We start from the raw sequence: 24240 nt of genomic DNA, 5'->3' as shown, positions 1-24240 counted from the left end.
TCCAATATTTATTGGGTGTAGGGTGCGTTAGCCGTAGGCGTAACGCACCTTTCTATCTTCGCCCAACACACCCTACAATGTTTTGTGCAAGTGCTACATAAAATACCGAGAATTTTAACCGCACTTAATGGAAGTTAATTAAGCGAATTATTTATTTAATTTCGCTTTGTAGGTCGGGTTCATTAGGTTTTCCACAGAAAGAATATCGTCTAACTGTTCTGCCGTGAGCAAGCCTTTTTCTAACACGACTTCACGTACGCCTTTACCGGTTTCAGCACAAATTTTACCGACAAGGTCGCCATTGTGGTGACCGATGAAAGGATTTAAATAAGTGACGATTCCGATTGAATTGAAAACGTAATTTTCACAGATTTCTTTGTTTACGGTGATGCCGTCCACGCATTTATCACGCAAGTTTACGCAGGCATTGGCTAAGATTTCGATAGACTCGAACATCGCTTGCCCGATCACCGGCTCCATTACGTTTAATTGTAGTTGACCCGCTTCAGAAGCAAAGGTGATGGTTGTATCGTTACCTATTACTTTAAAGCATACTTGGTTTACCACTTCCGGCACAACCGGGTTAACTTTTGCAGGCATAATGGAAGAACCGGCTTGTAATTCAGGAAGATTAATTTCTTTCAAACCTGCACGAGGGCCGGAAGAAAGTAAGCGTAAGTCATTACATACTTTAGAAAGTTTCACCGCAGTGCGTTTTAATGCACCGTGAACCATTACATAAGCACCGCAATCGGAAGTCGCTTCAATTAAGTTTTCCGCCGGTACGCAAGGTAAACCTGTTACCTCTGCAAGATGTTTAACCACTAATTGGGTATAACCTTGCGGGGTATTTAAGCCCGTACCGATTGCAGTTGCGCCTAAGTTTACTTCAAGCAATAATTCGGCGGTACGTTTTAAGTTGCGTTCTTCTTCCTCAAGTAATACGGCGAAGGCTTTAAATTCTTGCCCCACAGTCATCGGTACGGCATCTTGTAATTGGGTTCGTCCCATTTTTAAGATTTTGGCAAATTCTGTTGCTTTGGTATCGAAGCCGTCTCGTAAATATCGGATTTTATCAATCAGTTTTAAAATACTGTTATAAACCGCAATGCGGAAACCGGTCGGGTAGGCATCGTTCGTTGATTGACTGGCGTTTACATGATCCATCGGATTAATAACATCATATTCGCCTTTCTTATGGCCTATTTTTTCAAGCGCAAGATTAGCCACGACTTCATTCGTATTCATATTTACGGAAGTGCCGGCACCACCTTGATAGACATCGGAAGGGAATTGATCCAAGCATTTGCCGGTCGTTAGGATTTCATCACAAGCTGAAACAATTGCTTTGGCAATGTCTGTCGGAATTGCGCCTAATTCACCATTTGCAAGTGCGGTTGCTTTTTTCACCATCACCATACCACGTACAAATTCCGGAACATCAGAAATCGTTACTTTAGAAATATTGAAATTTTCAACCGCTCTTAATGTGTGGATACCCCAGTAAGCATCAGCAGGTACATCACGTTCGCCAAGTAAATCCACTTCTTTTCTAAATTGAGTCATTTTGGTCACCTATTTGGGTTAATAAACTTGTGGTCATTATAGAAATTTTAAAAATAAAAAAAATGATAAAGATCACATTTTGAAGATTGCTATCAAGACATATTTTCATTTTTCGGATTAGTTTTTTTAGGTCAAAAATTTTTTTATTTTTCCCTTGAAAGTGAAATTTTTCGCCTTATATAAGGGGGGCATTTTAATTTTTAGAAGGAAACTAACAATGACTATTCGTCCATTACATGATCGTGTGATCATTAAACGTGAAGAAGTTGAAACCAAATCAGCCGGTGGTATTGTATTGACAGGTTCCGCTGCCACTAAATCTACCCGTGCGAAAGTGCTTGCGGTGGGTAAAGGTCGTATTCTTGAAAATGGTACGGTACAACCTTTAGATGTTAAGGTGGGAGATATGGTCATTTTCAACGAAGGTTACGGCGCAAAAACCGAGAAAATTGACGGTGAAGAAGTGTTGATTATTTCTGAGTCTGATATTTTGGCTATTGTGGAATAATCCTCGTTCATTATTAAAAATGCGGTAAAAAATGACCGCACTTTTCATTAGATAGATAATTATTAAGGAAATAAAAATGGCAGCAAAAGATGTAAAATTTGGCAATGATGCACGTGCAAAAATGTTAAACGGCGTAAATATTTTAGCGGATGCGGTGAAAGTTACTTTGGGACCAAAAGGGCGTAATGTAATTTTAGATAAATCTTTCGGGGCTCCAACCATTACTAAAGATGGGGTCTCTGTTGCACGTGAAATCGAGTTAGAAGATAAATTTGAAAATATGGGCGCACAAATGGTGAAAGAGGTTGCCTCTAAAGCCAATGATGCCGCAGGTGACGGTACAACAACTGCGACCGTGTTAGCTCAAGCTATCGTAAGTGAAGGCTTAAAAGCCGTTGCCGCCGGTATGAACCCGATGGATTTAAAACGTGGTATTGATAAAGCGGTAAGTGCGGTCGTTTCTGAGCTTAAAAATCTTTCTAAACCTTGTGAAACATCAAAAGAAATCGAACAAGTGGGAACAATTTCTGCAAATTCCGATGAAGTTGTAGGTAAATTAATTGCTCAAGCGATGGAAAAAGTAGGCAAAGAAGGTGTGATTACTGTTGAAGACGGTACAGGTTTAGACGATGAGCTTGATGTGGTTGAAGGTATGCAGTTTGACCGTGGCTATTTATCACCTTACTTCATCAATAAACCAGAAACCGGCACAGTTGAATTAGATAATCCATTTATTTTATTAGTGGACAAAAAAATCTCTAATATTCGTGAATTATTACCTGTATTAGAAGGCGTTGCGAAAGCGGGCAAACCATTATTAATCATCGCAGAAGATGTAGAAGGCGAAGCATTAGCGACTTTAGTGGTTAATACAATGCGTGGTATCGTTAAAGTGGCAGCCGTTAAAGCACCGGGCTTTGGTGATCGTCGTAAAGCAATGTTGCAAGATATTGCGATTTTAACCGCAGGTACGGTGATTTCCGAAGAAATCGGAATGGAATTAGAAAAAGCCACCCTTGAAGATTTGGGGCAAGCAAAACGTGTTGTGATCAATAAAGACAATACCACAATTATTGACGGTGTTGGTGATGAAGCACAAATCAAAGGACGTGTTACACAAATTCGTCAACAAATTGAAGAATCGACTTCTGATTATGACAAAGAAAAATTGCAAGAGCGCGTAGCTAAATTGGCAGGTGGCGTTGCTGTAATCAAAGTAGGTGCAGCAACTGAAGTTGAAATGAAAGAGAAAAAAGACCGTGTAGATGATGCTTTACACGCAACCCGTGCGGCTGTGGAAGAAGGTATCGTTGCTGGTGGTGGTGTGGCATTAATCCGTGCTGCAACTAAAGTTGCTACTGAATTAAAAGGCGATAATGAAGAGCAAAATGTAGGTATCAAGCTCGCTTTACGTGCAATGGAAGCCCCTCTTCGTCAGATCGTAGCTAATGCGGGTGAAGAAGCTTCAGTAGTTGCAAGTGCAGTGAAAAATGGCGAAGGCAATTTCGGTTATAACGCAGGTTCCGAGCAATATGGCGATATGATCGAAATGGGTATTTTAGATCCAACTAAAGTAACGCGCTCTGCATTACAATTCGCAGCCTCTGTAGCAGGCTTAATGATTACCACCGAATGTATGGTAACGGAGCTTCCGAAAGATGAAAAAGCAGACCTTGGCGCTGGAATGGGCGGCATGGGTGGTATGGGCGGAATGATGTAATTTAGCCTATCCACGATAATAAAAAAATGCGGTCGTTTTTTTCGAATGAAAAAGCGATCGCTTTTTTATTTCTAACGGGCTATACAGGAAACCTATGTTATAATTGTTGAAATAAAAACTATTCTATATAAGGAAAGTAGATGAATTTCAAAGAAATTTTAGAAACCTTACCAACCATTGATCATTTAAACGGCTTAAATGTAAAGCAAGGGGATGAAGTCATTCATCATATTCCTGCTGTTACGGGTAAACTTGGCTCGTTGCGCCTTTACTATGCGCTTTCCCAAAAATTTAACGGAAAATTAGACCGCACTTCGGCACGGCAAGGGCTTGAATGGTTTGCGGAATATGTGGAGGAAGCAAAAGTAAATCCGGGTAAACATCCGAATATTGATCTGCTTTTCAATGTTATCAATGATGATCTGGTGCTAAATCTTGAGTGTATTAAAAAATAATCAATAAAATCGAACTTTTAATCGGTAAAATCTGTCTTATTAAACAAATTGATTCAATAAAATGGCTTATTATGTTATAACTGAGCCAAGTTTATTGATTGGTATTCACCGGAATAAAAGAAGGAAAAGAATGGATAAAGAAGCACAAATGATGTTGATTCCTCAAGGTAGTATCGAAGGTTATATTCGTGCGGCAAATGAGTATCCGATGCTGACTGCAGAGGAAGAAAAGGAATTGGCAGAGCGTTTATATTACCAGGGTGATATTGAGGCTGCGAAAAAGTTAGTCCTATCTCATCTTCGTTTTGTGATTCACGTAGCTCGTGGCTATTCCGGCTATGGTTTGCCGCAAGCGGATTTAATTCAAGAAGGTAATATCGGTTTAATGAAAGCTGTAAAACGTTTTAACCCTGAAGTGGGTGTGCGTTTGGTTTCATTTGCGGTGCATTGGATTAAGGCAGAGATTCACGAATATGTACTTCGTAACTGGCGTATTGTGAAAGTTGCAACAACTAAGGCGCAACGTAAATTATTCTTTAATCTACGTAAAACCAAACAACGTTTGGGCTGGTTTAATGAAAACGAAGTGGATATGGTGGCAAATGAGTTAGGGGTTTCTAAAGAAGATGTACTTGAAATGGAATCCCGTATGACCGGTGCTGATGTTGCTTTTGATTTGCCAACGGATAATAGTGAAACGGAAAGCTATTCCCCATCACTTTATTTGGAAGATAAAAGTTCTAACTTTGCCGCAGAACTTGAAGATGAAAACTTTGAAAGTCAGGCTACCGAGCAACTAGGTATCGCATTGCAAAGTTTGGACGCCCGCAGCCAAGATATTATCAAAGCCCGTTGGTTAGACGATAACAAAGCGACATTGCATGAATTAGCGGCAAAATATAATGTGTCTGCAGAACGGATTCGCCAGCTTGAAACGAATGCACTTAAAAAATTAAAAAGTGCGGTTAGTTTTTAGCGCATTTTAAAAAAGAAAACCTGTCAATTGACAGGTTTTTAACTTATTGATAAACCTCTAGGTATCGCCTCAGAGATTTGATCCGATAAGCCCCTCAAAAAAGGGAAACGCCTATGCCTAGAAACGCTTCCCTTAATATAAACTCAAGATGATAAACTCTGAACAATTGTTCTCAAAGACTATCTTGCTTGTTTGCAAATCTCAATAAAATTAGATCATATCCTCAAATAACTCTTTTTTATTTGATCTTTAAAAGCTAATTTTAGTTAGTTTCCTCTAGATAATTCTTCATATTGTTTAGTTTTGCTAGACCGATATTACAACTTTTTAACTGAGTTGCGAGTTCCATTTCAAGAATTTGCTTTTTACTTTGATTAAGCTTGTTTTTGATTTTACTTACTTGAGGGTGAGTTCCCGGTTGTTTTTCTGCTTGAGCAATCAATGTTTCCGTTTCTTTAAATAGTTGTGCACACTGCTCAGGTAATATTTCTTTATTTGTTTGCGGTGTAGCAATGACGGAGAACGATATCGTAGAAAAAAGTGCGGTTAAAATAAGCGAAATTTTTTTCATTGTGGAATCCTTTAGTGATTATTCTCCAAATAAAATCTGAGGGAAGATAACAAAATATACTCTAAATGTCTAGAGATCATTGCTTGTATTTTTCTGAGTGGGTGATTTTATCGGTAAAATTTATGAAATTGATCTGTATCAATTTATAGTTATATAACTCACGTGAGTTATTTGGTAGTTTATGTCAAAAATGTGATCCAGATAACGTTTTTTGTATTTTTTATCCTTATGATTAGTAGTAAAATAGCGGCGTTCTTGAGTTATCAGCTTCATAATTCATCATTTTGATCATTTCAAAAGGATTTTTTGTTGTGTGATGATTCAGTGTTTACTTAATCTGTTTAAATGAGCCGATTAGGTACTTGGGGGTGGTTATTTAAGGGAAACCTTTATTAATCATAGTGAATGACTTGTAATTTTTACAAGAGGTTGAGATGTTAGACGTTGTTGAACTTTCTCGCTTGCAGTTTGCTTTAACTGCGTTATATCACTTCATTTTTGTACCTCTAACATTAGGTTTATCCTTTATTTTAGTGATTATGGAAACAACCTATGTCGTGACAGGTAAAGAAGTTTATAAAGATATGACAAAATTTTGGGGTAAGTTATTTGGTATTAACTTTGCCCTTGGTGTGACGACCGGTATTATTATGGAATTCCAATTCGGTACTAACTGGTCTTATTATTCTCATTATGTAGGTGATATTTTCGGTGCGCCATTAGCCATTGAAGCGTTACTCGCATTCTTCTTAGAATCCACTTTTGTAGGTTTGTTCTTCTTTGGTTGGGATCGTTTAACCAAGGGTAAACATTTACTTGCAACTTATTGTGTCGCATTTGGTTCTAACCTTTCTGCGATGTGGATTTTAGTCGCAAACGGTTGGATGCAAAATCCTGTTGCATCAGAATTCAACTTTGAAACCGTACGTATGGAAATGACCAGTTTTATGGATTTATGGTTAAATCCGGTTGCGCAAAGTAAATTCTTACATACACTTTCTGCGGGTTACGTAACCGGTGCATTCTTCGTATTAGCAATTAGTTCATTCTATTTGTTAAAAGGTCGCGATCTTGGTTTTGCAAAGCGTTCTTTTTCGATTGCAGCAACTTGGGGTTTCATCGCATCTATTGCGGTGTTAATTCTTGGTGATGAGTCCGGTTATGATATCGGTAAAGCACAACCTGTAAAATTGGCTGCAATGGAAGCTGAATTTGAAACTCATCCTGCTCCGGCAGCATTTAATGTTGTTGCATTACCGAATTCAGCCGAAATGCGTAATGAGTTCGCTATTCAAGTTCCTGCGGTTGGTGGTATTGTTGCAACCCGTTCTTTTGATAAAGAAATTGTCGGTCTAAAAGATCTCCAAGCAGTAAATGAAACCCGTGTTCGTAACGGTATTGTTGCTTACGATCTTTTCACCCAATTAAAAGCAGAGAAAAAAGAATCAGGTCAAGTAAACCCTGAAACAAAAGCAAAATTTGAAGAAGTGAAAAAAGACTTAGGTTTCGGTTTATTGTTAAAACGTTATACCGATAAGGTAGTTGATGCGACAGAAGAACAAATCAAACAGGCGGCACGTGATACCATTCCAAACGTAGGTCCTAACTTCTGGGCATTCCGTGCGATGGTTGCGGCTGGTGGTTTAATCGTATTATTAGCGTTTGGCGCTTTTGTTCAGAACTTGCGTGATAAAGTAACCCAAAGTCCATTATTGTTAAAAGCGCTAATATGGGGGTTACCGTTACCTTGGATTGCGATTGAATGCGGTTGGTTCCTGGCTGAATACGGTCGTCAACCATGGGCGATTTATGAGGTATTACCGGTAGGAGTGTCCGCATCAAATTTAGGTGTAGGTGATCTTTGGTTCTCTATCGGTTTAATTTGTGTGCTTTATTTAGCATTTATTATTGCTGAAATGTATTTGATGTTTAAGTATGCGCGTTTAGGTCCAAGCTCATTGAAAACCGGCAAATACTATTTTGAACAATCATCTAAATAAGCAGGAGACGAATTATGATTGATTATGAATTTCTACGTTTTATTTGGTGGGTGTTGGTTATTGTATTGCTGATCGGTTTTTCTGTAACTGACGGATTTGATATGGGGGTGACCGCACTTTTACCTGTTGCCGGTAAAAAAGAGGTAGAACGCCGTATTATGATTAACTCGATTGCACCGCACTGGGATGGTAACCAAGTTTGGTTGTTAACGGCAGGTGGTGCGGTGTTTGCCGCATGGCCGATTGTTTATGCGGTATCTTTCTCCGGTTTCTATATTGCTTTAGTGCTGGTTTTAGCTGCTTTATTCTTCCGTCCAATCGGTTTTGAATATCGCGCGAAAATTGATAACCCGACTTGGCGAGCAGTATGGGATTGGGGATTATTTGCCGGTGGTTTTGTGCCTGCATTGGTATTCGGGGTCGCTTTTGGTAACTTATTGCAAGGTGTTCCGTTTGAATTTAATGAGATTGCACAAATCACTTATACCGGTTCATTCTTCGCATTATTAAATCCATTTGCATTATTATGTGGTGTGATTAGCCTAGCAATGCTTGTTACTCACGGTGCAAACTGGTTACAAATGAAGACTACTGCCGAATTAAGAGACCGCGCACGCGCTATTACTCAAATCGGTGCATTTGTTACCTTGATTGCATTTGTGCTAGCAGGCGTATGGTTATATTTCAAAGAAGGTTATATTGTAACTAGTGAGATTGATCATTTGGCACCTTCTTCTCCAATGGGGAAAGAAGTTGCGGTTGAAATCGGTGCATGGTTCAGAAACTTTAATGAAATGCCGATTTTATGGATTTTCCCGGCATTAGCTGTGGTTGGCGCATTGTTAAATGTAGCTGCATCAAAAGCAAATCGTTGTGGTTTTGCCTTCCTCTTCTCATCATTGACGATGGCGGGCGTGATCATCACCGCAGCGGTTTCAATGTTCCCATTCGTGATGCCTTCAAGCTCACATCCGGAACAGAGTTTGTTAATGTGGGATGCAACATCAAGCGAATTAACCTTAACCTTAATGCTTGGGTTAGCGCTTGTATTCGTAACGATTTCTCTAGCTTACACCATTTGGTCATACATCAAAATGTTTGGTCGTTTGGATGAAAACTTTGTGGAAGAAAACAAAAACTCATTATACTAAAGGAGATATGATATGTTATACGCAATTTGGGTAGTGGGTGTTTTAGCTGCAATTTTTGCCAGCATAAAAGTTACAACAAACAAAGATAATTTAGGGAAATTTGACGAATAATGATTCAGTCTCTCTATCAATATGTAAATAAGGGTTCATTAAGAACCCTTTCATTTATTCTGGCGATTGTATTAACGCTTGTTTTTTTCTTTAATTTCAATCAGTTTTCTACTCAATTAAGAACGGCAAATCCATTTCTCATACTCTTCATTTTATGGGGATTGGTTATTTTATGGATTCATGGAATCGGCTTTAAAATTAACCGCACTTTTTGGCAGTTAATATTTTTTCCTTATTTAGGCTATTTAGCATTTTTATTTGCGATTGTTGAGCATTATTTATAATTAGTAAATTGCGTTGATTTGAAAGTGCTTGCGTAGAGTAAAAACTGATTCTAGAATACGCAACTTCGGACTGTTGAAGAAGGAAAACAAGGTGGATTCAAAGATTTTTTGTTTCCCGATACGGGTTTATTACGAGGATACGGATGCAGGTGGAGTGGTTTATCACGCGCGCTACTTGCATTTTTATGAGCGGGCAAGAACGGAATATCTGCGAAAACAAGCGTTTTCTCAACAAAAATTATTGCAGGAACAACAAGCGGCATTTGTTGTCAAAACGATGGCGATTGATTATTGCGTTCCGGCAAAACTGGATGACTACCTTATTGTTGAAACAGAAGTCAGCGCAATAAAAGGGGCAACGATTCTTTTTGAGCAACGACTACTGCGAGAGACAGTAATTCTATCAAAGGCTACTGTTAAAGTAGCCTATGTTGATCTGGGTAAAATGAAACCGATAGCGATTCCGGCTGAAATAAAAGCCGCTTTTTCAAACAATATGTAACCTTTCTCGGAGTAGGTAATGACTGCAGAATTGAACTTTTTAGATCTTTTTCTAAAAGCAAGTATTGTTGTCCAACTTGTAATTGTGATTTTAATTTTATTCTCAATTATTTCTTGGACTATTATTATTCAACGTAGCCGCGTGTTAACCGCTGCCTTAAAAGAAGCAAATACTTTTGAAGATCGTTTTTGGTCCGGTGAAGATCTCAATAAATTATATGAAGGTTTATCAAATCGCCGTGATGTGTTAACCGGAAGTGAACAGATTTTCTTTGTAGGATTTAAAGAATTTTCACGTTTAAAACAAGTGAATGCGGATGCGCCTGAAGCGATTATTAAAGGAACGACACGTGCGATGAACCTTGCAATGAACCGTGAAATAGAAAGTCTTGAAAACCGAGTTCCATTTTTGGCAACCGTTGCCTCGGTAAGCCCCTATATCGGTTTATTTGGTACGGTGTGGGGGATTATGCACGCATTTATGGCATTAAGTGGAGCGAAACAAGCAACTTTACAGATGGTTGCACCGGGCATTGCAGAAGCGTTAATTGCAACGGCAATTGGTTTGTTTGCAGCGATTCCTGCAGTAATGGCTTATAACCGCTTAAGTTTACGAGTGAATGCTATTGAACAAAATTATGGTAATTTTATTGATGAATTTACCACGATTTTACATCGTCAAGCCTTTGGTAAAGCACCGCATTCTCATTAAAAATAACCGGAGAATTAACCGCACTTTATGTAAAGTGCGGTCATTTTTAGTGAAGTTTTAGAGGAAAATATGGCTCGTCGCTCACGTAAAGAAATTAAATCTGAAATCAATATTGTACCGTTTTTAGATGTATTGCTCGTACTTGTACTTATTTTTATGGCAACGGCACCTATCATCAGTCAAAGTGTTCAAGTTGAATTACCTGATTCGGTACAAAGTCAAAATGTGTCAAATGAGGATAAAACGCCGGTTATTTTAGAGGTCTCCGGGGTTGGGCAATATGCACTTTCCATTGGTGGTGAACGCCAAGATGGTTTAACGGAAGAAATGGTGACACAGTTGTCAAAGCAAGCGTTTGATAAAGACAATAATACGATGTTCCTTGTTGGAGGAGCAAAAGAAGTGCCTTATGAAGAAGTGATAAAAGCATTGAATTTACTTCATTTGGCAGGCATTAAATCCGTTGGTTTAATGACAAATCCGATTTAGTGGAGTAGGAAAAACGTGCAGAATAATCGACAAAAAAAGGGTGTGAATGCGTTTGTCATTTCGATTTTTATGCACCTTGCTCTGTTTGGGTTGTTGATTTGGAGTTCTTTCTATCAAACCGTTGAAATTATGGGCGGTGGTGAAGGCGATGGCGATGCCTTGGGGGCCGTTATGGTTGATACCGGAAATGCGGCGCAAGAATGGGGACGAATTCAGCAACAGAAAAAAGGTCAAACGGATAAACAGAAAATGCCGGAACCTGTTGTCGAGGAAAAACCGGTGAAGCAAGAGGATATTCTCCGGCAAGAAGAATTAAAACGCCAACAGGAACTTCAACGACAAAAAGAAATTGAGCGTCAAAAACAAGAGATCGCAGAAAAACAAAAACAGCAAGAGATTGCCCGCCAAGAAATGTTGGAAAAGCAGAAACGTGCTGAAGAAGCCAAAGCGAAGCAAGAAGCTGAAGCGGCGAAGTTGAAAGCCGAGGCGGAAGCTAAACGTTTGGCGGCTGCCGCCCAAAAAGCAGAGGAAGAAGCAAAAGCGAAAGCAGCAGAAGCCGCTCAGAAAGCGAAGAAACAAGCTGAAGAAAAAGTAAAAGCCGAGGCGGAAGCGAAAGCAAGAGCGGCTGAGGTTAAAGCAAAAGAAGCGGAAGCGAAGGCTAAAGCAGAGGCCGCAGCCAAAGCTAAAGCGGTCGCTGAAGCAAAGGCAGCAGCCGAGGCAAAAGTCAAAGCGGAAGCTGCTGCAAAGCGTAAAGCGGATCAAGCGGCATTGGATAATTTCTTGAATGGCGGTGATATCGGTGGTGGTAGTGCCGCTAAAGGCGGTAATACTAACAAGGGGGGCTCTCAAGGTCGTGGAGCCGGATTAGGTGCCGGTGATGGCGGTAAAGTCGGTGATCAATATGCCGGTGTGATTAAAAAAGAAATTCAACGTCGTTTCTTAAAAGATCCTAGCTTTGCCGGTAAAGTGTGTCATATTAAAATTCAGTTAGGTCGTGATGGCACGATTCTAGGTTATCAGAAAATATCTGGACCGGAAGATATTTGTACTGCTGCATTAAGTGCGGTTGCAAGAACAAAAAAAGTTCCTGCTGCGCCATCTGATGCTGTGTACAATAAGTATAAAGCCCCGATTATTGATTTTGATATTAAATAATGGGTTTGAAATAATCAATGAGTTTACTCAAAGGGAACAAAATGAAATTAATTAAAAAGCTTATAGGCGTGTTTGCGGTTGTATTTGCTGTCGTAAGTTATGCCTCTGCGGAAGATGAGGTTCGCATTGTGATTGATGAAGGGGTTGACGGTGCTCGCCCAATTGCTGTCGTGCCGTTTGCCGGTACTGCACCGGAAGATATTGCCAAGATAGTTTCTGATGATTTACGCAATAGCGGTAAATTTAACCCTATCTCAGTAAGTCAAATGCCTCAAAGACCAACTTCAGCCTCTGAAGTCAATCCTGAGGCTTGGACTGCATTGGGGATTGATGCTGTTGTCGTGGGACAGATAACGGCAACCGGTAGCGGCTATAATATTTCTTACCAGCTTGTTGATACGGTTGGGGCATCAGGTACGGCAGGAGCGATATTGGCCCAGAACAGCTATGTAGTAACCAACAAATGGTTACGCTACGGTGCTCATACTGTAAGTGATGAGGTTTTTGAAAAATTAACCGGTATTCGTGGTGCTTTTAGAACTCGTATTGCTTATGTGGTACAAAAAAACGGTGGTTCACAACCTTATGAAGTTCGTGTTGCGGATTATGACGGTTATAACCAATTTGTAGTGAATCGTAGTTCTCAACCTATTATGTCGCCGGCGTGGTCACCGGATGGCAAACGTTTAGCTTACGTATCATTTGAAAATAGAAAATCGCAGTTAGTCGTGCAAGATTTAGGTTCCGGTGCGCGTAAAGTTGTTGCGTCATTCCCTGGCCATAATGGCGCTCCGGCTTTTTCTCCGGACGGTTCGCGTTTGGCTTTTGCTTCATCACAAGATGGAACATTGAATATTTATGTGATGGGTGCAAATGGCGGAACACCGACACAATTAACCCGAGGAGCCGGTAATAATACCGAGCCTTCATGGTCTCCTGACGGAAACTCAATTTTGTTTACTTCAGATAGAAACGGTTCACCTCAAATTTATCGTATGAGTGCCAATGGAGGTGATGTAACTCCGATTGGTGGGCGTGGTAGCGCGCAAATTAGTGCTGATGGGAGAACGCTTGTTATGATTAATGGTAATAATAACGTAGTAAAACAAGATCTTTCAACCGGAGCCTCTGAAGTTTTAAGTACCTCTTTCCTTGGTGAAAGTCCGAGCATTTCACCTAACGGTATTATGATTATTTATAGTTCTACCCAAGGTTTAGGAAAGGTGCTACAATTGGTTTCCGCAGATGGTCGCTTTAAGGCGAGTCTTCCAGGAAGTAGTGGTCAAGTTAAATTTCCGGCTTGGTCGCCGTACTTAACTAAGTAAAAAATGTAATTAGGAGAATCTAATGAACAAATTTATTAAATCATTATTAGTTGCAGGTTCTGTAGCTGCATTGGCAGCATGTAGTTCTTCTAGCAACGATGCGGCCGGTAACGGTGCAAATAATAACGGTCAAACTTTCGGTGGTTACTCTGTTGAAGATCTTCAACAACGTTACAACACCGTATATTTCGGTTTTGACAAATACAACATCGAAGGTGAATATGTGCAAATCTTAGATGCACATGCAGCATACTTAAATGCAACGCCTGCATCTAAAGTTGTTGTTGAAGGTAACACTGACGAACGTGGTACACCGGAATACAACATCGCTTTAGGTCAACGTCGTGCTGATGCAGTTAAATCTTTCTTAGCAGGTAAAGGTGTAGAAGGTAGCAAAGTATCAACCGTTTCTTATGGAGAAGAAAAACCAGCTGTATTAGGTCATGATGAAGCGGCATACTCTAAAAACCGTCGTGCGGTATTAGCATACTAATTTTAAACTTTTTGGATTTTATTACTAAAGCAGCGTTTAGAGATGAATGCTGCTTTATTTTTGAACTATTATCGAATGTCGCGTAATTAAATTGTTTGTAATTCGCTCAATTAATTAATAAAAACGTAAATTCTTCTTGCATCAGAAAATAAAATCAGTATTATACGCGCCATCATCAAAACGATATGGGTCGTTAGCTCAGTCGGTAGAGCAGCGGACTTTTAATCCGTTGGTCGAAGGTTCGAATCCTTCACGACCCACCACTTAGAGCGAACTGGCGGTAGAGTGGCGGTAAGGTTTCATAGATATTCCTAATCTTCTTTCTAAACAGTTTTTCTAGTGGCAGTTATCGCCAGTCTTTCAAGGTACAATCCAGTTATTCAATTCCGGTAGTTCTTAATATTTATTTCAAAATATCTGCTTTAAACTTAGTTTATTTTGTTCATAGATGTGTTCTGAATACGTAATCGTCTGAAATTCAAATATTTCATTTTTTCCGTAGCTGCTTGTTATCAATAAATAATCTTTATTTTTAAAATAAGAAAATTCTTGACCTTAAATTAAGGCTATTATGATAAAATGCCCGCAATTTTAGGTCAGATAATGAAACTTATGTTCGAGCATATCCGAGTTGTTCTTGTGGAAACTTCACACAGCGGGAATATTGGTTCTGCTGCGCGTGCGATGAAGACGATGGGGTTTTCCCAACTCTATTTAGTTTCACCAAAATTGGTAGACGAGCAATCTATAGCGCTTTCTGCCGGAGCGGAAGATGTTGTGAGATCCGCACATATCGTTTCTAGCTTTGATGAAGCAATAGCCGATTGTTCATTAGTGATTGGTACGAGCGCACGTTTACGTCATCTGCAAAATACTTTGATTGAACCGCGTAGATGTGGTGAAAAAGTCGCGACTCATAAAGGAAATGTTGCAATTGTTTTCGGACGTGAACGTGTAGGATTACATAATGACGAATTGCTCAAATGTCATTATCACCTTACGATTCCGGCAAATCCCGATTATTCATCATTAAATTTGGCGATGGCAGTCCAATTAATTTGTTATGAATTAAGAATGGGATTATTAACGAAAGAAAATAATGTAATACCGTTTTCTTTGATTGGTGAAATTAATAATGCCGAAAATCATTATGCGACATCGCAAGAAATGGAATATTTTTTTACGCATACGGAGCAGGTTTATAAATCTCTTGGATTCATTCAAAATCAAGGTGTTATGCAGAAATTAAGGCGTTTATATTTGCGTTCGAATGTTGAAAAAAACGAGCTGAATATTTTACGTGGAATGTTAAGTTCGGTTGAAAAACAGCTTAATTTGCCCAATATGGATAGTTGACTATTTTAGTCTGATATGTAAACATTGGCGCAACTTTTTTAAGGAAACTTTATGAAACTTACCTCAAAAGGGCGTTATGCAGTAACCGCGATTTTAGATATCGCATTAAATGCGATTAATGGGCCGGTGAGTCTTGCAGATATTTCTGAGCGCCAAAATATTTCACTATCTTATTTAGAACAACTTTTTGCTAAATTACGTCGATGCGGTTTAGTAAAAAGTGTTCGTGGCCCGGGTGGCGGTTATCAGCTCGGTTTAGCTTGTGACCAAATTTCTGTCGGAATGGTTATTTCGGCAGTAAACGAAAATATTCACGTGACTAAGTGTTTAGGGCGTGGTAATTGCCAAAATGGCACGGAGTGCTTAACCCATGCGCTTTGGGAAGAATTAAGCAACCGTATTGAAAGTTTTTTAAATGAGATTACGTTAGCAGAGTTAGTTAATAAGCGTAATGTGAAGCTTGAATCTCATAGTGATTTTGAAAATTTATTGAATCAATAAAGGAAAGTAGCTGTGCAACAAAAAGTGCGGTTAAATTTTTAATGATTTGTTAGGAGTGAAAATGAAATTACCTATTTATCTGGATTATGCGGCAACCTGCCCGGTGGACGAACGTGTTGCGAAAAAAATGATGGAATTTTTAACCATTGACGGTACATTCGGTAATCCGGCATCCCGTTCTCATAAATTTGGTTGGCAAGCAGAAGAAGCTGTGGATATTGCGCGTAATCAAATTGCCGATTTAATTGGTGCGGATTCCCGAGAAATCGTATTCACATCCGGCGCAACAGAATCCGATAACTTGGCAATTAAAGGCGCCGCGCATTTTTATCAAACCAAAGGCAAGCATATCATCACTTGTAAAACCGAACATAAAGCGGTGCTTGATACTTGTCGTCAGTTAGAACGAGAAGGTTTTGAAGTAACTTATTTAGAACCGGAGTCTGACGGTTTAATTGATTTGGAAAAATTCAAAGCGGCACTTCGTCCGGATACTATTGTGGCATCGATTATGCATGCTAATAATGAAATCGGCGTGGTGCAAGACATTAAAGCCATTGGTGAACTTTGTCGTGCAAACAAAACGATTTTTCACGTTGATGCAACACAAGCGGTGGGTAAAATCGCAATTAATTTAGCGGAATTACCGGTAGATTTACTTTCTATGTCCAGTCACAAACTTTATGGGCCGAAGGGTATCGGCGCATTATATGTTCGTCGTAAACCACGTGTACGTTTAGAAGCGATCATTCATGGTGGTGGTCATGAACGTGGTATGCGTTCAGGCACATTGCCGGTGCATCAAATTGTGGGTATGGGTGAAGCATATCGCATTGCAAAAGAAGAAATGGCAACCGAAATGCCACGTTTAAAGGCACTTCGTGACCGTTTATACAACGGCTTAAAAGATATTGAAGAAACCTATGTTAACGGTTCGATGGAACATCGCTTAGATAACAATCTCAACATCAGTTTTAACTACGTAGAGGGCGAATCCTTAATGATGGCACTGCGTGATATTGCCGTATCTTCAGGTTCGGCTTGTACGTCAGCGAGTCTTGAACCCTCTTATGTATTGCGCGCACTAGGCTTAAATGATGAATTGGCACACAGTTCGATTCGTTTCACCCTTGGTCGTTATACTACGGAAGAAGAAATCGATTACACCGTCAGCTTGGTGAAAGGTGCGGTAGAAAAATTACGCGCTTTGTCTCCGTTATGGGATATGTTTAAAGAAGGTGTAGATCTAAGTACCATTGAATGGTCTGCACATTAAGAGTTTCATTGCCGCCGATATACCGATATTATCGGCAGCATTTTTAATCATTTAAGTAAAGGAAAGTTAAAATGGCTTATAGTGAAAAAGTAATTGATCATTATGAAAATCCACGTAATGTCGGATCGTTGGATAAAAAAGATAGTTCTGTCGGTACTGGAATGGTGGGGGCGCCGGCCTGTGGTGACGTAATGCAGTTACAAATCAAAGTAAACGATAGCGGCATCATCGAAGATGCTAAATTCAAGACTTACGGTTGCGGCTCCGCTATCGCTTCAAGTTCACTGATTACCGAATGGGTAAAAGGTAAATCCTTAGAAGAAGCGGGCGCAATCAAAAATAGCCAAATTGCCGAAGAATTAGAATTGCCGCCGGTAAAAGTGCATTGCTCAATTTTAGCGGAAGATGCAATCAAAGCGGCAATTGCGGATTACAAAGCGAAACAAGGCGAATAATACAACAAAAAGTGCGGTAAAAATGACCGCACTTTTACTGATCGTAGGGGAAGTATGAGCATTACATTAACAGAAAAAGCCGCACAGCGTGTAAAAGCTTTTTTGGATAATCGTGGTAAAGGCATTGGTTTACGTCTAGGAGTAAAAACTTCGGGTTGCTCGGGCTTAGCATACGTTTTGGAGTTTGTTGATGTGCTAAATGATGAAGATCAAGTGTTTGAACAACATGGTGTAAAGGTCATCGTAGATCCCAAAAGTTTGGTTTATCTTAATGGCATTGAGCTGGATTATGTAAAGGAAGGGTTAAATGAAGGCTTTAAATATAATAACCCGAATGTTAAAGAATCTTGCGGTTGCGGTGAAAGTTTTCACGTTTAAGGTGATATATCATGTTCAATCCTTTTGAAATTTTTGATTTACCCGTTGATTTTCAACTCGATACGCAAACCTTAAATGCACGTTATCTTGAACTGCAAAAGACGTTGCACCCTGATAATTTTGCCTCTGCAAGTGCTGTGGAACAACGTATTGCAATGCAGAAATCGACTGAAGTGAATGATGCCTTAAAAACGTTAAAAGATCCGATTTTGCGTGCTGAAGCGATTATTGCGCTAAATATAGGAGAACAACAAGATCTTGAGCAAAAAAGCACGCAAGATGTGGCGTTTTTAATGCAACAGTTACAATGGCGGGAACAATTAGAAGAATTTGAAACGCAAAAAAATGAGCAGGCGTTAACTGTTTTTGCAAAAGAAATCAAATTAGAAACGCAGAAATTATTAACCGCACTTTCTGAAAATCTCCAAATGCAACAATGGCGATTGGCTGCTCAATTATGTGATAAATTACGTTTTACACGTAAACTAACAGAAGAAATCGAACGCATAGAAGAGCATTTTTTTGAGCTTTAAAGTGCGGTTAAAATTTTCATTATTATGTAACAGTCGCACAAATCATTATAGGTGCTGTTAGGCGAAGCCGTAACGCACCAATAAATATTAGATATAAAATTCTCTTTTTGCGATTGATACCATGGTAGCGAAAATTTTCTATGTTTTACGATATAGTTTATAAATTATGCAAACTCTCGAACAACTAACCGATTCCGAACATTCCGTCTGGCCAACCCTTTCCCAATGGATTGAGTTGGCGCGGAATGATTGTCTGGTCATCAAAAAAGATCAGTCCAGTGCCGAGCGTGAACTTTTTACCATGCAAATGCCGACTTCCTCTCCAATGGGGGCGGTGATTTATGAAACCGGTGGTATTTTAATTCATTATGGGTGGCTGCGGATTTTAGGTTCAGGTAGTTTTAAATTACCTCGTGGCTTAATGGATTGGAATTTTAGTAAGTCCTTCAGTAAATCGGGTGAAAAACCAAAATATTTATTGGTTGCCGATGATGTCATCGGTGGTTATTTTGCATTGAATGGCGGCTCATTAGGTGAACATTTCGGAAAAATTTATTATTTTTCACCGAAAGATTTAAATTGGCATAACTTAAATTTCACCTATACGGAATTTTTGGCTTGGGCATTAAACGGCGATCTTGAAGCCTTCTATCAAGGGCTATTTTGGCAAGGTTGGCAAGAGGATGTAAGACAACTAGATGGCAATCAGGTTTTTGTGTTTACACCTGATTTAGCAGAAGATAAAAGCATGGCAATTGACCAACGACAAAAACGAGAAGTGAATATTGAAACCCACTATAACGCTTCTTTTGCAGAGAAAGAAAAATTTGAAATGGCATATTCTGTCGCATAACCAATGAAATAGAAAAGAAATATTATGGCATTATTACAAATTGCAGAACCCGGGCAAACTGCCGCACCGCATCAGCACCGTTTAGCGGTAGGGATCGATTTAGGAACAACTAATTCCCTTGTAGCGGCAGTGCGTAGCGGCCAAGCGATGATCTTAAATGATGAACTGGAGCGTAGCCTTGTTCCTTCAGTGGTGTATTACGGTGAAAATCAAAGACAAGTCGGCGCAGAAGCCTTTGCTTATGCCTCTTCCGACCCAAAAAATACGATTATCTCGGTAAAGCGTTTGATCGGTCGTAGTCTTGCCGATGTACAGGCTCGTTATTCATCACTTCCCTACGAATTTAGAGCAAGTGAAAACGGCTTACCGTTAGTTGTGACTGCACAGGGGAAAAAAAGTCCGATAGAAGTTTCTGCAGACATTCTTACACGTTTAAATCATATCGCCGAGCAGCGTTTAGGGGGCGAACTTTCCGGTGTGGTGATCACCGTACCGGCGTATTTCGATGATGCACAGCGTCAAAGCACCAAAGATGCAGCCCGTTTAGCCGGTTTAAACGTATTACGCTTGTTGAATGAACCTACGGCAGCCGCTGTCGCTTACGGCTTAGATAGCGGACAAGAAGGGGTGATCGCCGTATATGATTTAGGTGGCGGTACTTTTGATATTTCTATTTTACGTTTATCCAAAGGTGTATTTGAAGTATTGGCAACCGCCGGAGATACCGCATTAGGCGGTGATGATTTCGATCATTTAATTGCGGATTGGGTGTCGCAGCAAACCCAATTTCAACCACAAAATGCGAATCAACAGCGTGAGCTTTTAACGCTTGCGAATCAAGCCAAGATAGCCTTGAGTAATGCGGAAAGTGCGGTCATTTCTTGGTTAGATTTTTCGCTTGTGCTTACGCGCGAACAATTCAATGAATTAATTCACGGGCTTGTGAAACGCTCGTTACTGATTTGTCGTCGCGCTTTAAAAGATGCCAATGTAGAGGCTGATGAAGTGCAGGAAGTCGTAATGGTTGGCGGTTCGACACGTGTACCTTATGTCCGTGAACAGGTGGGCGAGTTTTTTGGTAAGACACCATTGACTTCCATTGATCCGGATAAAGTGGTTGCGCTTGGGGCGGCGATTCAGGCGGATATTTTGGTGGGCAATAAAACGGAAGCCGATATGCTATTGCTTGATGTCGTGCCGCTGTCCTTAGGTATTGAAACGATGGGCGGATTAGTGGAAAAAATTATTCCTCGTAATACCACAATTCCTGTTGCCCGCGCGCAAGAATTTACTACTTTCAAAGACGGTCAAACCGCAATGACCGTTCACGTCGTACAGGGCGAAAGGGAGCTTGTTGGGGATTGCCGCTCTTTAGGTCGTTTTACTTTACGCGGCATTCCACCGATGGCAGCCGGTGCGGCACATATTCGTGTGACTTATCAAGTGGATGCAGACGGTTTGTTAAGTGTTACGGCAATGGAAAAATCAACCAAAGTGCAGGCTTCTATTCAAATTAAACCTTCTTATGGTTTGACAGACGAAGAAGTGACGGCAATGATTAAATCTTCTTTTGATAATGCGCAAGAAGATTTACAAGCACGTGAACTTGCAGAACAGCGTGTAGAAGCCGAAAGAGTGATTGAAAGTGTTATTGTTGCCTTACAAGCAGATGGTGCAGAATTGCTTAGCACGGAAGAATTTCATCATATTGAAGCGATATTAAAGCAACTCATAGAAGTAAAACAAGGTTCGGATCGTGATGCGATTACACAAGGAATTAAAGCATTGGATGCGGCGACACAGGAATTTGCTGCACGCAGAATGAATGCGTCAATTAATAAAGCTCTTGCCGGTAAGAATGTCACAGAAATTGAGAAACCGTAAAGTGCGGTCAAATTTTAAATTATTTTGAGGAAAGTATTATGCCAAAAGTTATTTTTTTACCAAATGAAGAATTTTGTCCGGAAGGTATGGTGGTGGATGCCGCTGCAGGTGATAACCTACTTGAGGTGGCGCATAATGCCGGTGTAGAAATTCATCACGCTTGTGACGGTTCTTGCGCCTGTACCACTTGTCATGTCATTATCCGCGAGGGTTTTGATTCTTTAAATGACACAAGCGATCAAGAAGAAGATATGCTAGATAAGGCTTGGGGGTTAGAAATGGACAGTCGCCTTTCTTGCCAATGTGTTGTCGGCGATGAAGATCTGGTCGTGGAAATTCCAAAATATAATCTTAACCATGCAAATGAGGCGGCACATTAATGAAGTGGACCGAAGCACAACTTATCGCAGAAGAATTATATGATCGTAATCCGGAACTTGATCCGAAAACGGTTCGTTTTACGGATTTACATCAATGGATTTGCGAATTGGAAGGTTTTGATGATGATCCGCAAAAATCTAATGAAGCGATTCTTGAAGCCATTTTATTAAAATGGTTGGAAGAGTATGAAGATTAGTGTTTAAAAGCATTGAAATAAAACCGCCTTGAATTTTCTTGGCGGTTTTTTCATTTGTACGATCTTTTGTTGTAATGAGATTAACGAAATAGTGGATTAAGAAAGTTCTTTCTAAATGTTTAATAAAAAGTGCGGTCAATTTTTTCCAGTATTATGCAGCCTTATACAAAATGTTGTGGGGACGGACACAGGGGCCGCCCCTACCGGCATAATGAAATTATTTTCATTTTGCCAATGGACTAATTACGCCCTCTTTCACCTCAAATAATCCCGATGTTTTCATTTGCATTTCTTTTAGTTGTCTTTGGGTGATGGCGGTTACAAACACTTGCGAATTACTTTGTTGTAAGCGTTCTGCAAGTAGGGCGCGTTTGAATTGATCCAACTCGGAAGCGAAGTCATCAATTAAGAAAATGCAAGAACGCTGTTTTTCTTTCATTAAATGCTCCCCTTGGGCAAGGCGTAAGGCGCACATTAGCAATTTTAATTGACCGCGTGAAAGGACATCTTCGACCGGCAATCCGTTGGCTTTAAAACGAAAATCGGATTTTTGGGGACCGGAAAAGGTATAACCTAAGGCTTTATCACGTTCAAAATTTTGGAGAAGTAAATCGCCGTATTCGATATTTTTATCCCAACCTTGATGAAAACTTACGTTAATTTCTAACTCGGGTAAAAATAACCGACAAGTTTGTTCTATTTCCGGACGTAATGCTTCGGCATATTCGGTCCGCCAATCACTGACTTGATGTGCAAGTTTTGCCAATTCAATATCCCACACTTTTATCGCTTCATAAGGTTGAAGCTGATTCAGGGCTGCATTTCGTTGTTTTAACAAACGATTCAGGTTGCTCCAAGCGGAATGGAAGTGGGTATGATGGTGAAATAATCCCCAATCTAGAAAGGCTCGGCGATAACTTGGGCCGCCGTTTAATAATGTTAAACCTTCCGGGGTGATGAGCTGCATAGGAAGCAAATGAGCAAGATCAGCGATTTTATTGCCGTCTTCACCATTGATTTTTACGAGGGTATTTCCTTGTCGTAGCTTCTGTAACCCGACTGACCATTGGTGCTGCCCTTCTTGAATTTGTCCGAAAAGCGTAAAGTGAGGTTCATTGTAAGAAATAATGCGATTTGTGACCGCACTTTTAAAAGAGCGCCCGTGGCCTAAATAAAAAATCGCTTCAAGTAGGCTGGTTTTTCCGCTGCCGTTATTTCCCATCAAAAAGTTAAAGCCGTGATCCAATTCCAGATCCACGGCATTTAGATTTCTAAATTTTTCAACAAATAAGCGGGTAATAGCCATCTTACAGACGCATTGGCATTATCACGTATTCGCTGCTGCTATCTTCACAATTTTCAATTAAGCAGCTTGATGAGGCATCCGTTAAGCGAATACGTACTTGTTGGCATTTTAATGCGTTTAATACATCTAAAATGTAAGTGACGTTGAAACCGACTTCTAATTCCTCACCGGAGTAGGCGACATCGACAATTTCTTCTGCGACTTCGTGCTCAGGGTTCGAGGCGGTTATTTTTAGTTGGTTTTCACTTAAATTTAAGCGAACGCTACGAACGCGTTCATTAGAAAGAATTGAGGCTCGAACAAAAGCTTGTTTTAATGATTCCCAATTGCCTTCTACGATTTTGGTCGCATTACGTGGTAGTACGCGGCGATAATCAGGGAAACGACCATCAATGAGTTTTGAGGTAAAAACAATGTGATTGAGGTGAATACGAAGGTTATTTGTGCCGATTTGTAAACGTGCGGGTTCATCACTGCTTTCTAATAGACGGTTTAGTTCCAAAACCCCTTTCCGCGGCAAAATGACGGCGTGATTTTGTAATTCTTGCTCCAGCGGAATAGTACAAACGGCGAGACGGTGCCCATCAGTCGCTACGGTGCGAAGTAAGTTGCCTTCCGTTTCAAATTTCATACCGTTTAAGAAATAACGCGCATCTTGGTTAGCCATAGAAAATTGGGTGGCTTCTATCAAACGGCGTAATGTATTTTGCGGTAAGGCAAAATCTACTTCCGATTGCCAATCGGTTAAATTCGGATATTCCTCCGCCGGTAGGGTTGTGAGGTTAAATTTACTTCTTCCGGATTGTATAATTGCACGGTCTTCTTCAAAAGTAACGGTAATTTCAAATTCATCCGATAAGGTGCGACAAATATCAAGGAATTTTTTTGCCGGAATAGTGAAAGTGCCATTTGCAGAGGAAGAAGAAAGCTGTGTTTGGCTGGAAAGTTCAACTTCTAAATCCGTGCCGGTGATCGTTAATTGATTGTCTTCGATATGGAGTAATACGTTGTTTAGCACAGGAATATTCGGGCGACTGCTTAATACGCCACAAACTTGCTGTAAAGGTTTTAATAGATTTTCTCTTGAAATATTAAATTGCATGA

The 24240-nt window shown here is 40.0% G+C and carries 27 protein-coding genes and 1 tRNA gene; 24 read left to right on the top strand and 4 right to left on the bottom strand.

Annotated features, from left to right (window positions below; all coding sequences use genetic code 11):
• Nucleotides 1–147: 147 nt before the first annotated feature.
• Complete coding sequence (gene aspA, locus HEMROJRC1_RS02125; protein WP_226691413.1) at nt 148–1566, bottom strand: aspartate ammonia-lyase; 1419 nt, start codon at nt 1564–1566, stop codon at nt 148–150.
• A 217-nt stretch (nt 1567–1783) separates the two neighbouring features.
• On the opposite strand from aspA, the gene HEMROJRC1_RS02120 reads away from it, so the two are divergent.
• From HEMROJRC1_RS02120 to rpoH, 4 genes are all read left to right on the top strand, one after another.
• Complete coding sequence (locus HEMROJRC1_RS02120; protein WP_226691412.1) at nt 1784–2074, top strand: co-chaperone GroES; 291 nt, start codon at nt 1784–1786, stop codon at nt 2072–2074.
• A gap of 76 nt (nt 2075–2150) precedes the next feature.
• Nucleotides 2151–3794, top strand: coding sequence for a chaperonin GroEL (gene groL / locus HEMROJRC1_RS02115; protein ID WP_226691411.1), 1644 nt, complete (start codon nt 2151–2153; stop codon nt 3792–3794).
• A 140-nt stretch (nt 3795–3934) separates the two neighbouring features.
• The gene (locus tag HEMROJRC1_RS02110; RefSeq protein WP_226691410.1) at nt 3935–4249 is read left to right on the top strand and encodes a DUF2322 family protein; all 315 of its coding nucleotides are present in this window, start codon (nt 3935–3937) and stop codon (nt 4247–4249) included.
• Between the two features lie 130 nt (nt 4250–4379).
• On the top strand, nt 4380–5225 hold the full coding sequence (gene rpoH / locus HEMROJRC1_RS02105) for an RNA polymerase sigma factor RpoH (RefSeq protein WP_226691409.1): 846 nt from the start codon (nt 4380–4382) through the stop codon (nt 5223–5225).
• 262 nt (nt 5226–5487) lie between these two features.
• Here the strand turns inward: rpoH and HEMROJRC1_RS02100 are convergent, their stop codons facing one another.
• Nucleotides 5488–5796 carry a DUF5339 domain-containing protein gene (locus HEMROJRC1_RS02100; protein ID WP_226691408.1) on the bottom strand — a complete coding sequence of 103 codons (309 nt, stop codon included), beginning with the start codon at nt 5794–5796 and terminating at the stop codon, nt 5488–5490.
• A gap of 434 nt (nt 5797–6230) precedes the next feature.
• Here HEMROJRC1_RS02100 and HEMROJRC1_RS02095 point away from each other — a divergent pair, with 434 nt between their 5' ends.
• The 20 genes from HEMROJRC1_RS02095 (at nt 6231) to iscX (ending at nt 21830) form a co-directional block, all read left to right on the top strand.
• Entirely contained in the window at nt 6231–7796 is a 1566-nt protein-coding gene (locus tag HEMROJRC1_RS02095; RefSeq protein WP_226691407.1) for a cytochrome ubiquinol oxidase subunit I, read from the top strand.
• Nucleotides 7797–7810: 14 nt separating this feature from the next.
• Nucleotides 7811–8947: a cytochrome d ubiquinol oxidase subunit II gene (gene cydB / locus HEMROJRC1_RS02090; RefSeq protein ID WP_226691406.1), complete on the top strand. Its 1137-nt coding sequence runs from the start codon at nt 7811–7813 to the stop codon at nt 8945–8947.
• 110 nt (nt 8948–9057) lie between these two features.
• Nucleotides 9058–9342 (top strand): cyd operon protein YbgE, encoded by a 285-nt coding sequence (gene ybgE / locus HEMROJRC1_RS02085; protein ID WP_226691405.1) that lies wholly within the window; start codon nt 9058–9060, stop codon nt 9340–9342.
• Between the two features lie 91 nt (nt 9343–9433).
• Complete coding sequence (ybgC, locus tag HEMROJRC1_RS02080) at nt 9434–9844, top strand: tol-pal system-associated acyl-CoA thioesterase (RefSeq protein ID WP_226691404.1); 411 nt, start codon at nt 9434–9436, stop codon at nt 9842–9844.
• Nucleotides 9845–9862: 18 nt separating this feature from the next.
• On the top strand, nt 9863–10555 hold the full coding sequence (gene tolQ, locus HEMROJRC1_RS02075; protein WP_226691403.1) for a protein TolQ: 693 nt from the start codon (nt 9863–9865) through the stop codon (nt 10553–10555).
• Between the two features lie 69 nt (nt 10556–10624).
• Nucleotides 10625–11044: a colicin uptake protein TolR gene (gene tolR / locus HEMROJRC1_RS02070; protein WP_226691402.1), complete on the top strand. Its 420-nt coding sequence runs from the start codon at nt 10625–10627 to the stop codon at nt 11042–11044.
• A 15-nt stretch (nt 11045–11059) separates the two neighbouring features.
• Nucleotides 11060–12199, top strand: a complete 1140-nt coding sequence (gene tolA, locus HEMROJRC1_RS02065; RefSeq protein WP_226691401.1) for a cell envelope integrity protein TolA — start codon at nt 11060–11062, stop codon at nt 12197–12199.
• A gap of 41 nt (nt 12200–12240) precedes the next feature.
• Nucleotides 12241–13524, top strand: coding sequence for a Tol-Pal system beta propeller repeat protein TolB (tolB, locus tag HEMROJRC1_RS02060; protein WP_226691400.1), 1284 nt, complete (start codon nt 12241–12243; stop codon nt 13522–13524).
• A 22-nt stretch (nt 13525–13546) separates the two neighbouring features.
• The gene (gene pal / locus HEMROJRC1_RS02055) at nt 13547–14017 is read left to right on the top strand and encodes a peptidoglycan-associated lipoprotein Pal (RefSeq protein WP_226691399.1); all 471 of its coding nucleotides are present in this window, start codon (nt 13547–13549) and stop codon (nt 14015–14017) included.
• A 187-nt stretch (nt 14018–14204) separates the two neighbouring features.
• Nucleotides 14205–14280, top strand: a tRNA-Lys gene (locus HEMROJRC1_RS02050).
• A 349-nt stretch (nt 14281–14629) separates the two neighbouring features.
• Nucleotides 14630–15373, top strand: coding sequence for a tRNA (cytosine(32)/uridine(32)-2'-O)-methyltransferase TrmJ (gene trmJ, locus HEMROJRC1_RS02045; protein ID WP_226692910.1), 744 nt, complete (start codon nt 14630–14632; stop codon nt 15371–15373).
• A gap of 51 nt (nt 15374–15424) precedes the next feature.
• Nucleotides 15425–15874 (top strand): Fe-S cluster assembly transcriptional regulator IscR, encoded by a 450-nt coding sequence (iscR, locus tag HEMROJRC1_RS02040; protein ID WP_226691398.1) that lies wholly within the window; start codon nt 15425–15427, stop codon nt 15872–15874.
• A 61-nt stretch (nt 15875–15935) separates the two neighbouring features.
• Nucleotides 15936–17150, top strand: coding sequence for an IscS subfamily cysteine desulfurase (locus tag HEMROJRC1_RS02035; protein WP_226691397.1), 1215 nt, complete (start codon nt 15936–15938; stop codon nt 17148–17150).
• Nucleotides 17151–17221: 71 nt separating this feature from the next.
• Nucleotides 17222–17605 (top strand): Fe-S cluster assembly scaffold IscU, encoded by a 384-nt coding sequence (gene iscU / locus HEMROJRC1_RS02030; protein WP_226691396.1) that lies wholly within the window; start codon nt 17222–17224, stop codon nt 17603–17605.
• A 54-nt stretch (nt 17606–17659) separates the two neighbouring features.
• Nucleotides 17660–17983, top strand: a complete 324-nt coding sequence (iscA, locus tag HEMROJRC1_RS02025) for an iron-sulfur cluster assembly protein IscA (protein ID WP_226691395.1) — start codon at nt 17660–17662, stop codon at nt 17981–17983.
• Between the two features lie 11 nt (nt 17984–17994).
• Nucleotides 17995–18516 carry a Fe-S protein assembly co-chaperone HscB gene (gene hscB, locus HEMROJRC1_RS02020; protein ID WP_226691394.1) on the top strand — a complete coding sequence of 174 codons (522 nt, stop codon included), beginning with the start codon at nt 17995–17997 and terminating at the stop codon, nt 18514–18516.
• Between the two features lie 166 nt (nt 18517–18682).
• Complete coding sequence (locus tag HEMROJRC1_RS02015) at nt 18683–19369, top strand: DUF2625 domain-containing protein (RefSeq protein ID WP_226691393.1); 687 nt, start codon at nt 18683–18685, stop codon at nt 19367–19369.
• Between the two features lie 24 nt (nt 19370–19393).
• Nucleotides 19394–21253, top strand: coding sequence for a Fe-S protein assembly chaperone HscA (gene hscA, locus HEMROJRC1_RS02010; RefSeq protein ID WP_226691392.1), 1860 nt, complete (start codon nt 19394–19396; stop codon nt 21251–21253).
• A 38-nt stretch (nt 21254–21291) separates the two neighbouring features.
• Nucleotides 21292–21633, top strand: a complete 342-nt coding sequence (fdx, locus tag HEMROJRC1_RS02005; RefSeq protein ID WP_226691391.1) for an ISC system 2Fe-2S type ferredoxin — start codon at nt 21292–21294, stop codon at nt 21631–21633.
• Nucleotides 21633–21830: a Fe-S cluster assembly protein IscX gene (iscX, locus tag HEMROJRC1_RS02000; protein WP_226691390.1), complete on the top strand. Its 198-nt coding sequence runs from the start codon at nt 21633–21635 to the stop codon at nt 21828–21830. Before fdx ends, iscX begins: the two co-directional genes overlap by 1 nt.
• A gap of 223 nt (nt 21831–22053) precedes the next feature.
• Here iscX and recF read toward each other — a convergent pair whose 3' ends face one another.
• Both recF and dnaN read right to left on the bottom strand, forming a co-directional pair.
• Nucleotides 22054–23136, bottom strand: coding sequence for a DNA replication/repair protein RecF (gene recF, locus HEMROJRC1_RS01995; RefSeq protein WP_226691389.1), 1083 nt, complete (start codon nt 23134–23136; stop codon nt 22054–22056).
• 1 nt (nt 23137) lies between these two features.
• Nucleotides 23138–24238, bottom strand: a complete 1101-nt coding sequence (gene dnaN / locus HEMROJRC1_RS01990) for a DNA polymerase III subunit beta (RefSeq protein WP_226691388.1) — start codon at nt 24236–24238, stop codon at nt 23138–23140.
• Nucleotides 24239–24240: the final 2 nt, after the last annotated feature.

Source organism: Rodentibacter sp. JRC1, from assembly GCF_020521555.1.
Lineage (GTDB): Bacteria > Pseudomonadota > Gammaproteobacteria > Enterobacterales > Pasteurellaceae > Rodentibacter > Rodentibacter abscessus.
Note: the sequence above shows the minus strand (reverse complement) of the source record. Positions and strands in the feature narration are given on the sequence as shown.

Excerpts from the sequence above, each read along its gene's own strand:
- HEMROJRC1_RS02035 (WP_226691397.1), top strand. The coding sequence starts at position 15,936 with ATGAAATTACCTATTTATCTGGATTATGCGGCAACCTGCCCGGTGGAC.
- HEMROJRC1_RS02110 (WP_226691410.1), top strand. The coding sequence starts at position 3,935 with ATGAATTTCAAAGAAATTTTAGAAACCTTACCAACCATTGATCATTTA.
- ybgE (WP_226691405.1), top strand. The coding sequence starts at position 9,058 with ATGATTCAGTCTCTCTATCAATATGTAAATAAGGGTTCATTAAGAACC.
- HEMROJRC1_RS02095 (WP_226691407.1), top strand. The coding sequence starts at position 6,231 with ATGTTAGACGTTGTTGAACTTTCTCGCTTGCAGTTTGCTTTAACTGCG.
- iscX (WP_226691390.1), top strand. The coding sequence starts at position 21,633 with ATGAAGTGGACCGAAGCACAACTTATCGCAGAAGAATTATATGATCGT.
- tolB (WP_226691400.1), top strand. The coding sequence starts at position 12,241 with ATGAAATTAATTAAAAAGCTTATAGGCGTGTTTGCGGTTGTATTTGCT.
- cydB (WP_226691406.1), top strand. The coding sequence starts at position 7,811 with ATGATTGATTATGAATTTCTACGTTTTATTTGGTGGGTGTTGGTTATT.
- rpoH (WP_226691409.1), top strand. The coding sequence starts at position 4,380 with ATGGATAAAGAAGCACAAATGATGTTGATTCCTCAAGGTAGTATCGAA.
- aspA (WP_226691413.1), bottom strand. The coding sequence starts at position 1,566 with ATGACTCAATTTAGAAAAGAAGTGGATTTACTTGGCGAACGTGATGTA.
- trmJ (WP_226692910.1), top strand. The coding sequence starts at position 14,630 with ATGTTCGAGCATATCCGAGTTGTTCTTGTGGAAACTTCACACAGCGGG.
- iscU (WP_226691396.1), top strand. The coding sequence starts at position 17,222 with ATGGCTTATAGTGAAAAAGTAATTGATCATTATGAAAATCCACGTAAT.
- iscA (WP_226691395.1), top strand. The coding sequence starts at position 17,660 with ATGAGCATTACATTAACAGAAAAAGCCGCACAGCGTGTAAAAGCTTTT.
- tolR (WP_226691402.1), top strand. The coding sequence starts at position 10,625 with ATGGCTCGTCGCTCACGTAAAGAAATTAAATCTGAAATCAATATTGTA.
- iscR (WP_226691398.1), top strand. The coding sequence starts at position 15,425 with ATGAAACTTACCTCAAAAGGGCGTTATGCAGTAACCGCGATTTTAGAT.
- hscB (WP_226691394.1), top strand. The coding sequence starts at position 17,995 with ATGTTCAATCCTTTTGAAATTTTTGATTTACCCGTTGATTTTCAACTC.
- pal (WP_226691399.1), top strand. The coding sequence starts at position 13,547 with ATGAACAAATTTATTAAATCATTATTAGTTGCAGGTTCTGTAGCTGCA.
- HEMROJRC1_RS02120 (WP_226691412.1), top strand. The coding sequence starts at position 1,784 with ATGACTATTCGTCCATTACATGATCGTGTGATCATTAAACGTGAAGAA.
- HEMROJRC1_RS02015 (WP_226691393.1), top strand. The coding sequence starts at position 18,683 with ATGCAAACTCTCGAACAACTAACCGATTCCGAACATTCCGTCTGGCCA.
- dnaN (WP_226691388.1), bottom strand. The coding sequence starts at position 24,238 with ATGCAATTTAATATTTCAAGAGAAAATCTATTAAAACCTTTACAGCAA.
- fdx (WP_226691391.1), top strand. The coding sequence starts at position 21,292 with ATGCCAAAAGTTATTTTTTTACCAAATGAAGAATTTTGTCCGGAAGGT.
- tolQ (WP_226691403.1), top strand. The coding sequence starts at position 9,863 with ATGACTGCAGAATTGAACTTTTTAGATCTTTTTCTAAAAGCAAGTATT.
- groL (WP_226691411.1), top strand. The coding sequence starts at position 2,151 with ATGGCAGCAAAAGATGTAAAATTTGGCAATGATGCACGTGCAAAAATG.
- hscA (WP_226691392.1), top strand. The coding sequence starts at position 19,394 with ATGGCATTATTACAAATTGCAGAACCCGGGCAAACTGCCGCACCGCAT.
- HEMROJRC1_RS02100 (WP_226691408.1), bottom strand. The coding sequence starts at position 5,796 with ATGAAAAAAATTTCGCTTATTTTAACCGCACTTTTTTCTACGATATCG.
- recF (WP_226691389.1), bottom strand. The coding sequence starts at position 23,136 with ATGGCTATTACCCGCTTATTTGTTGAAAAATTTAGAAATCTAAATGCC.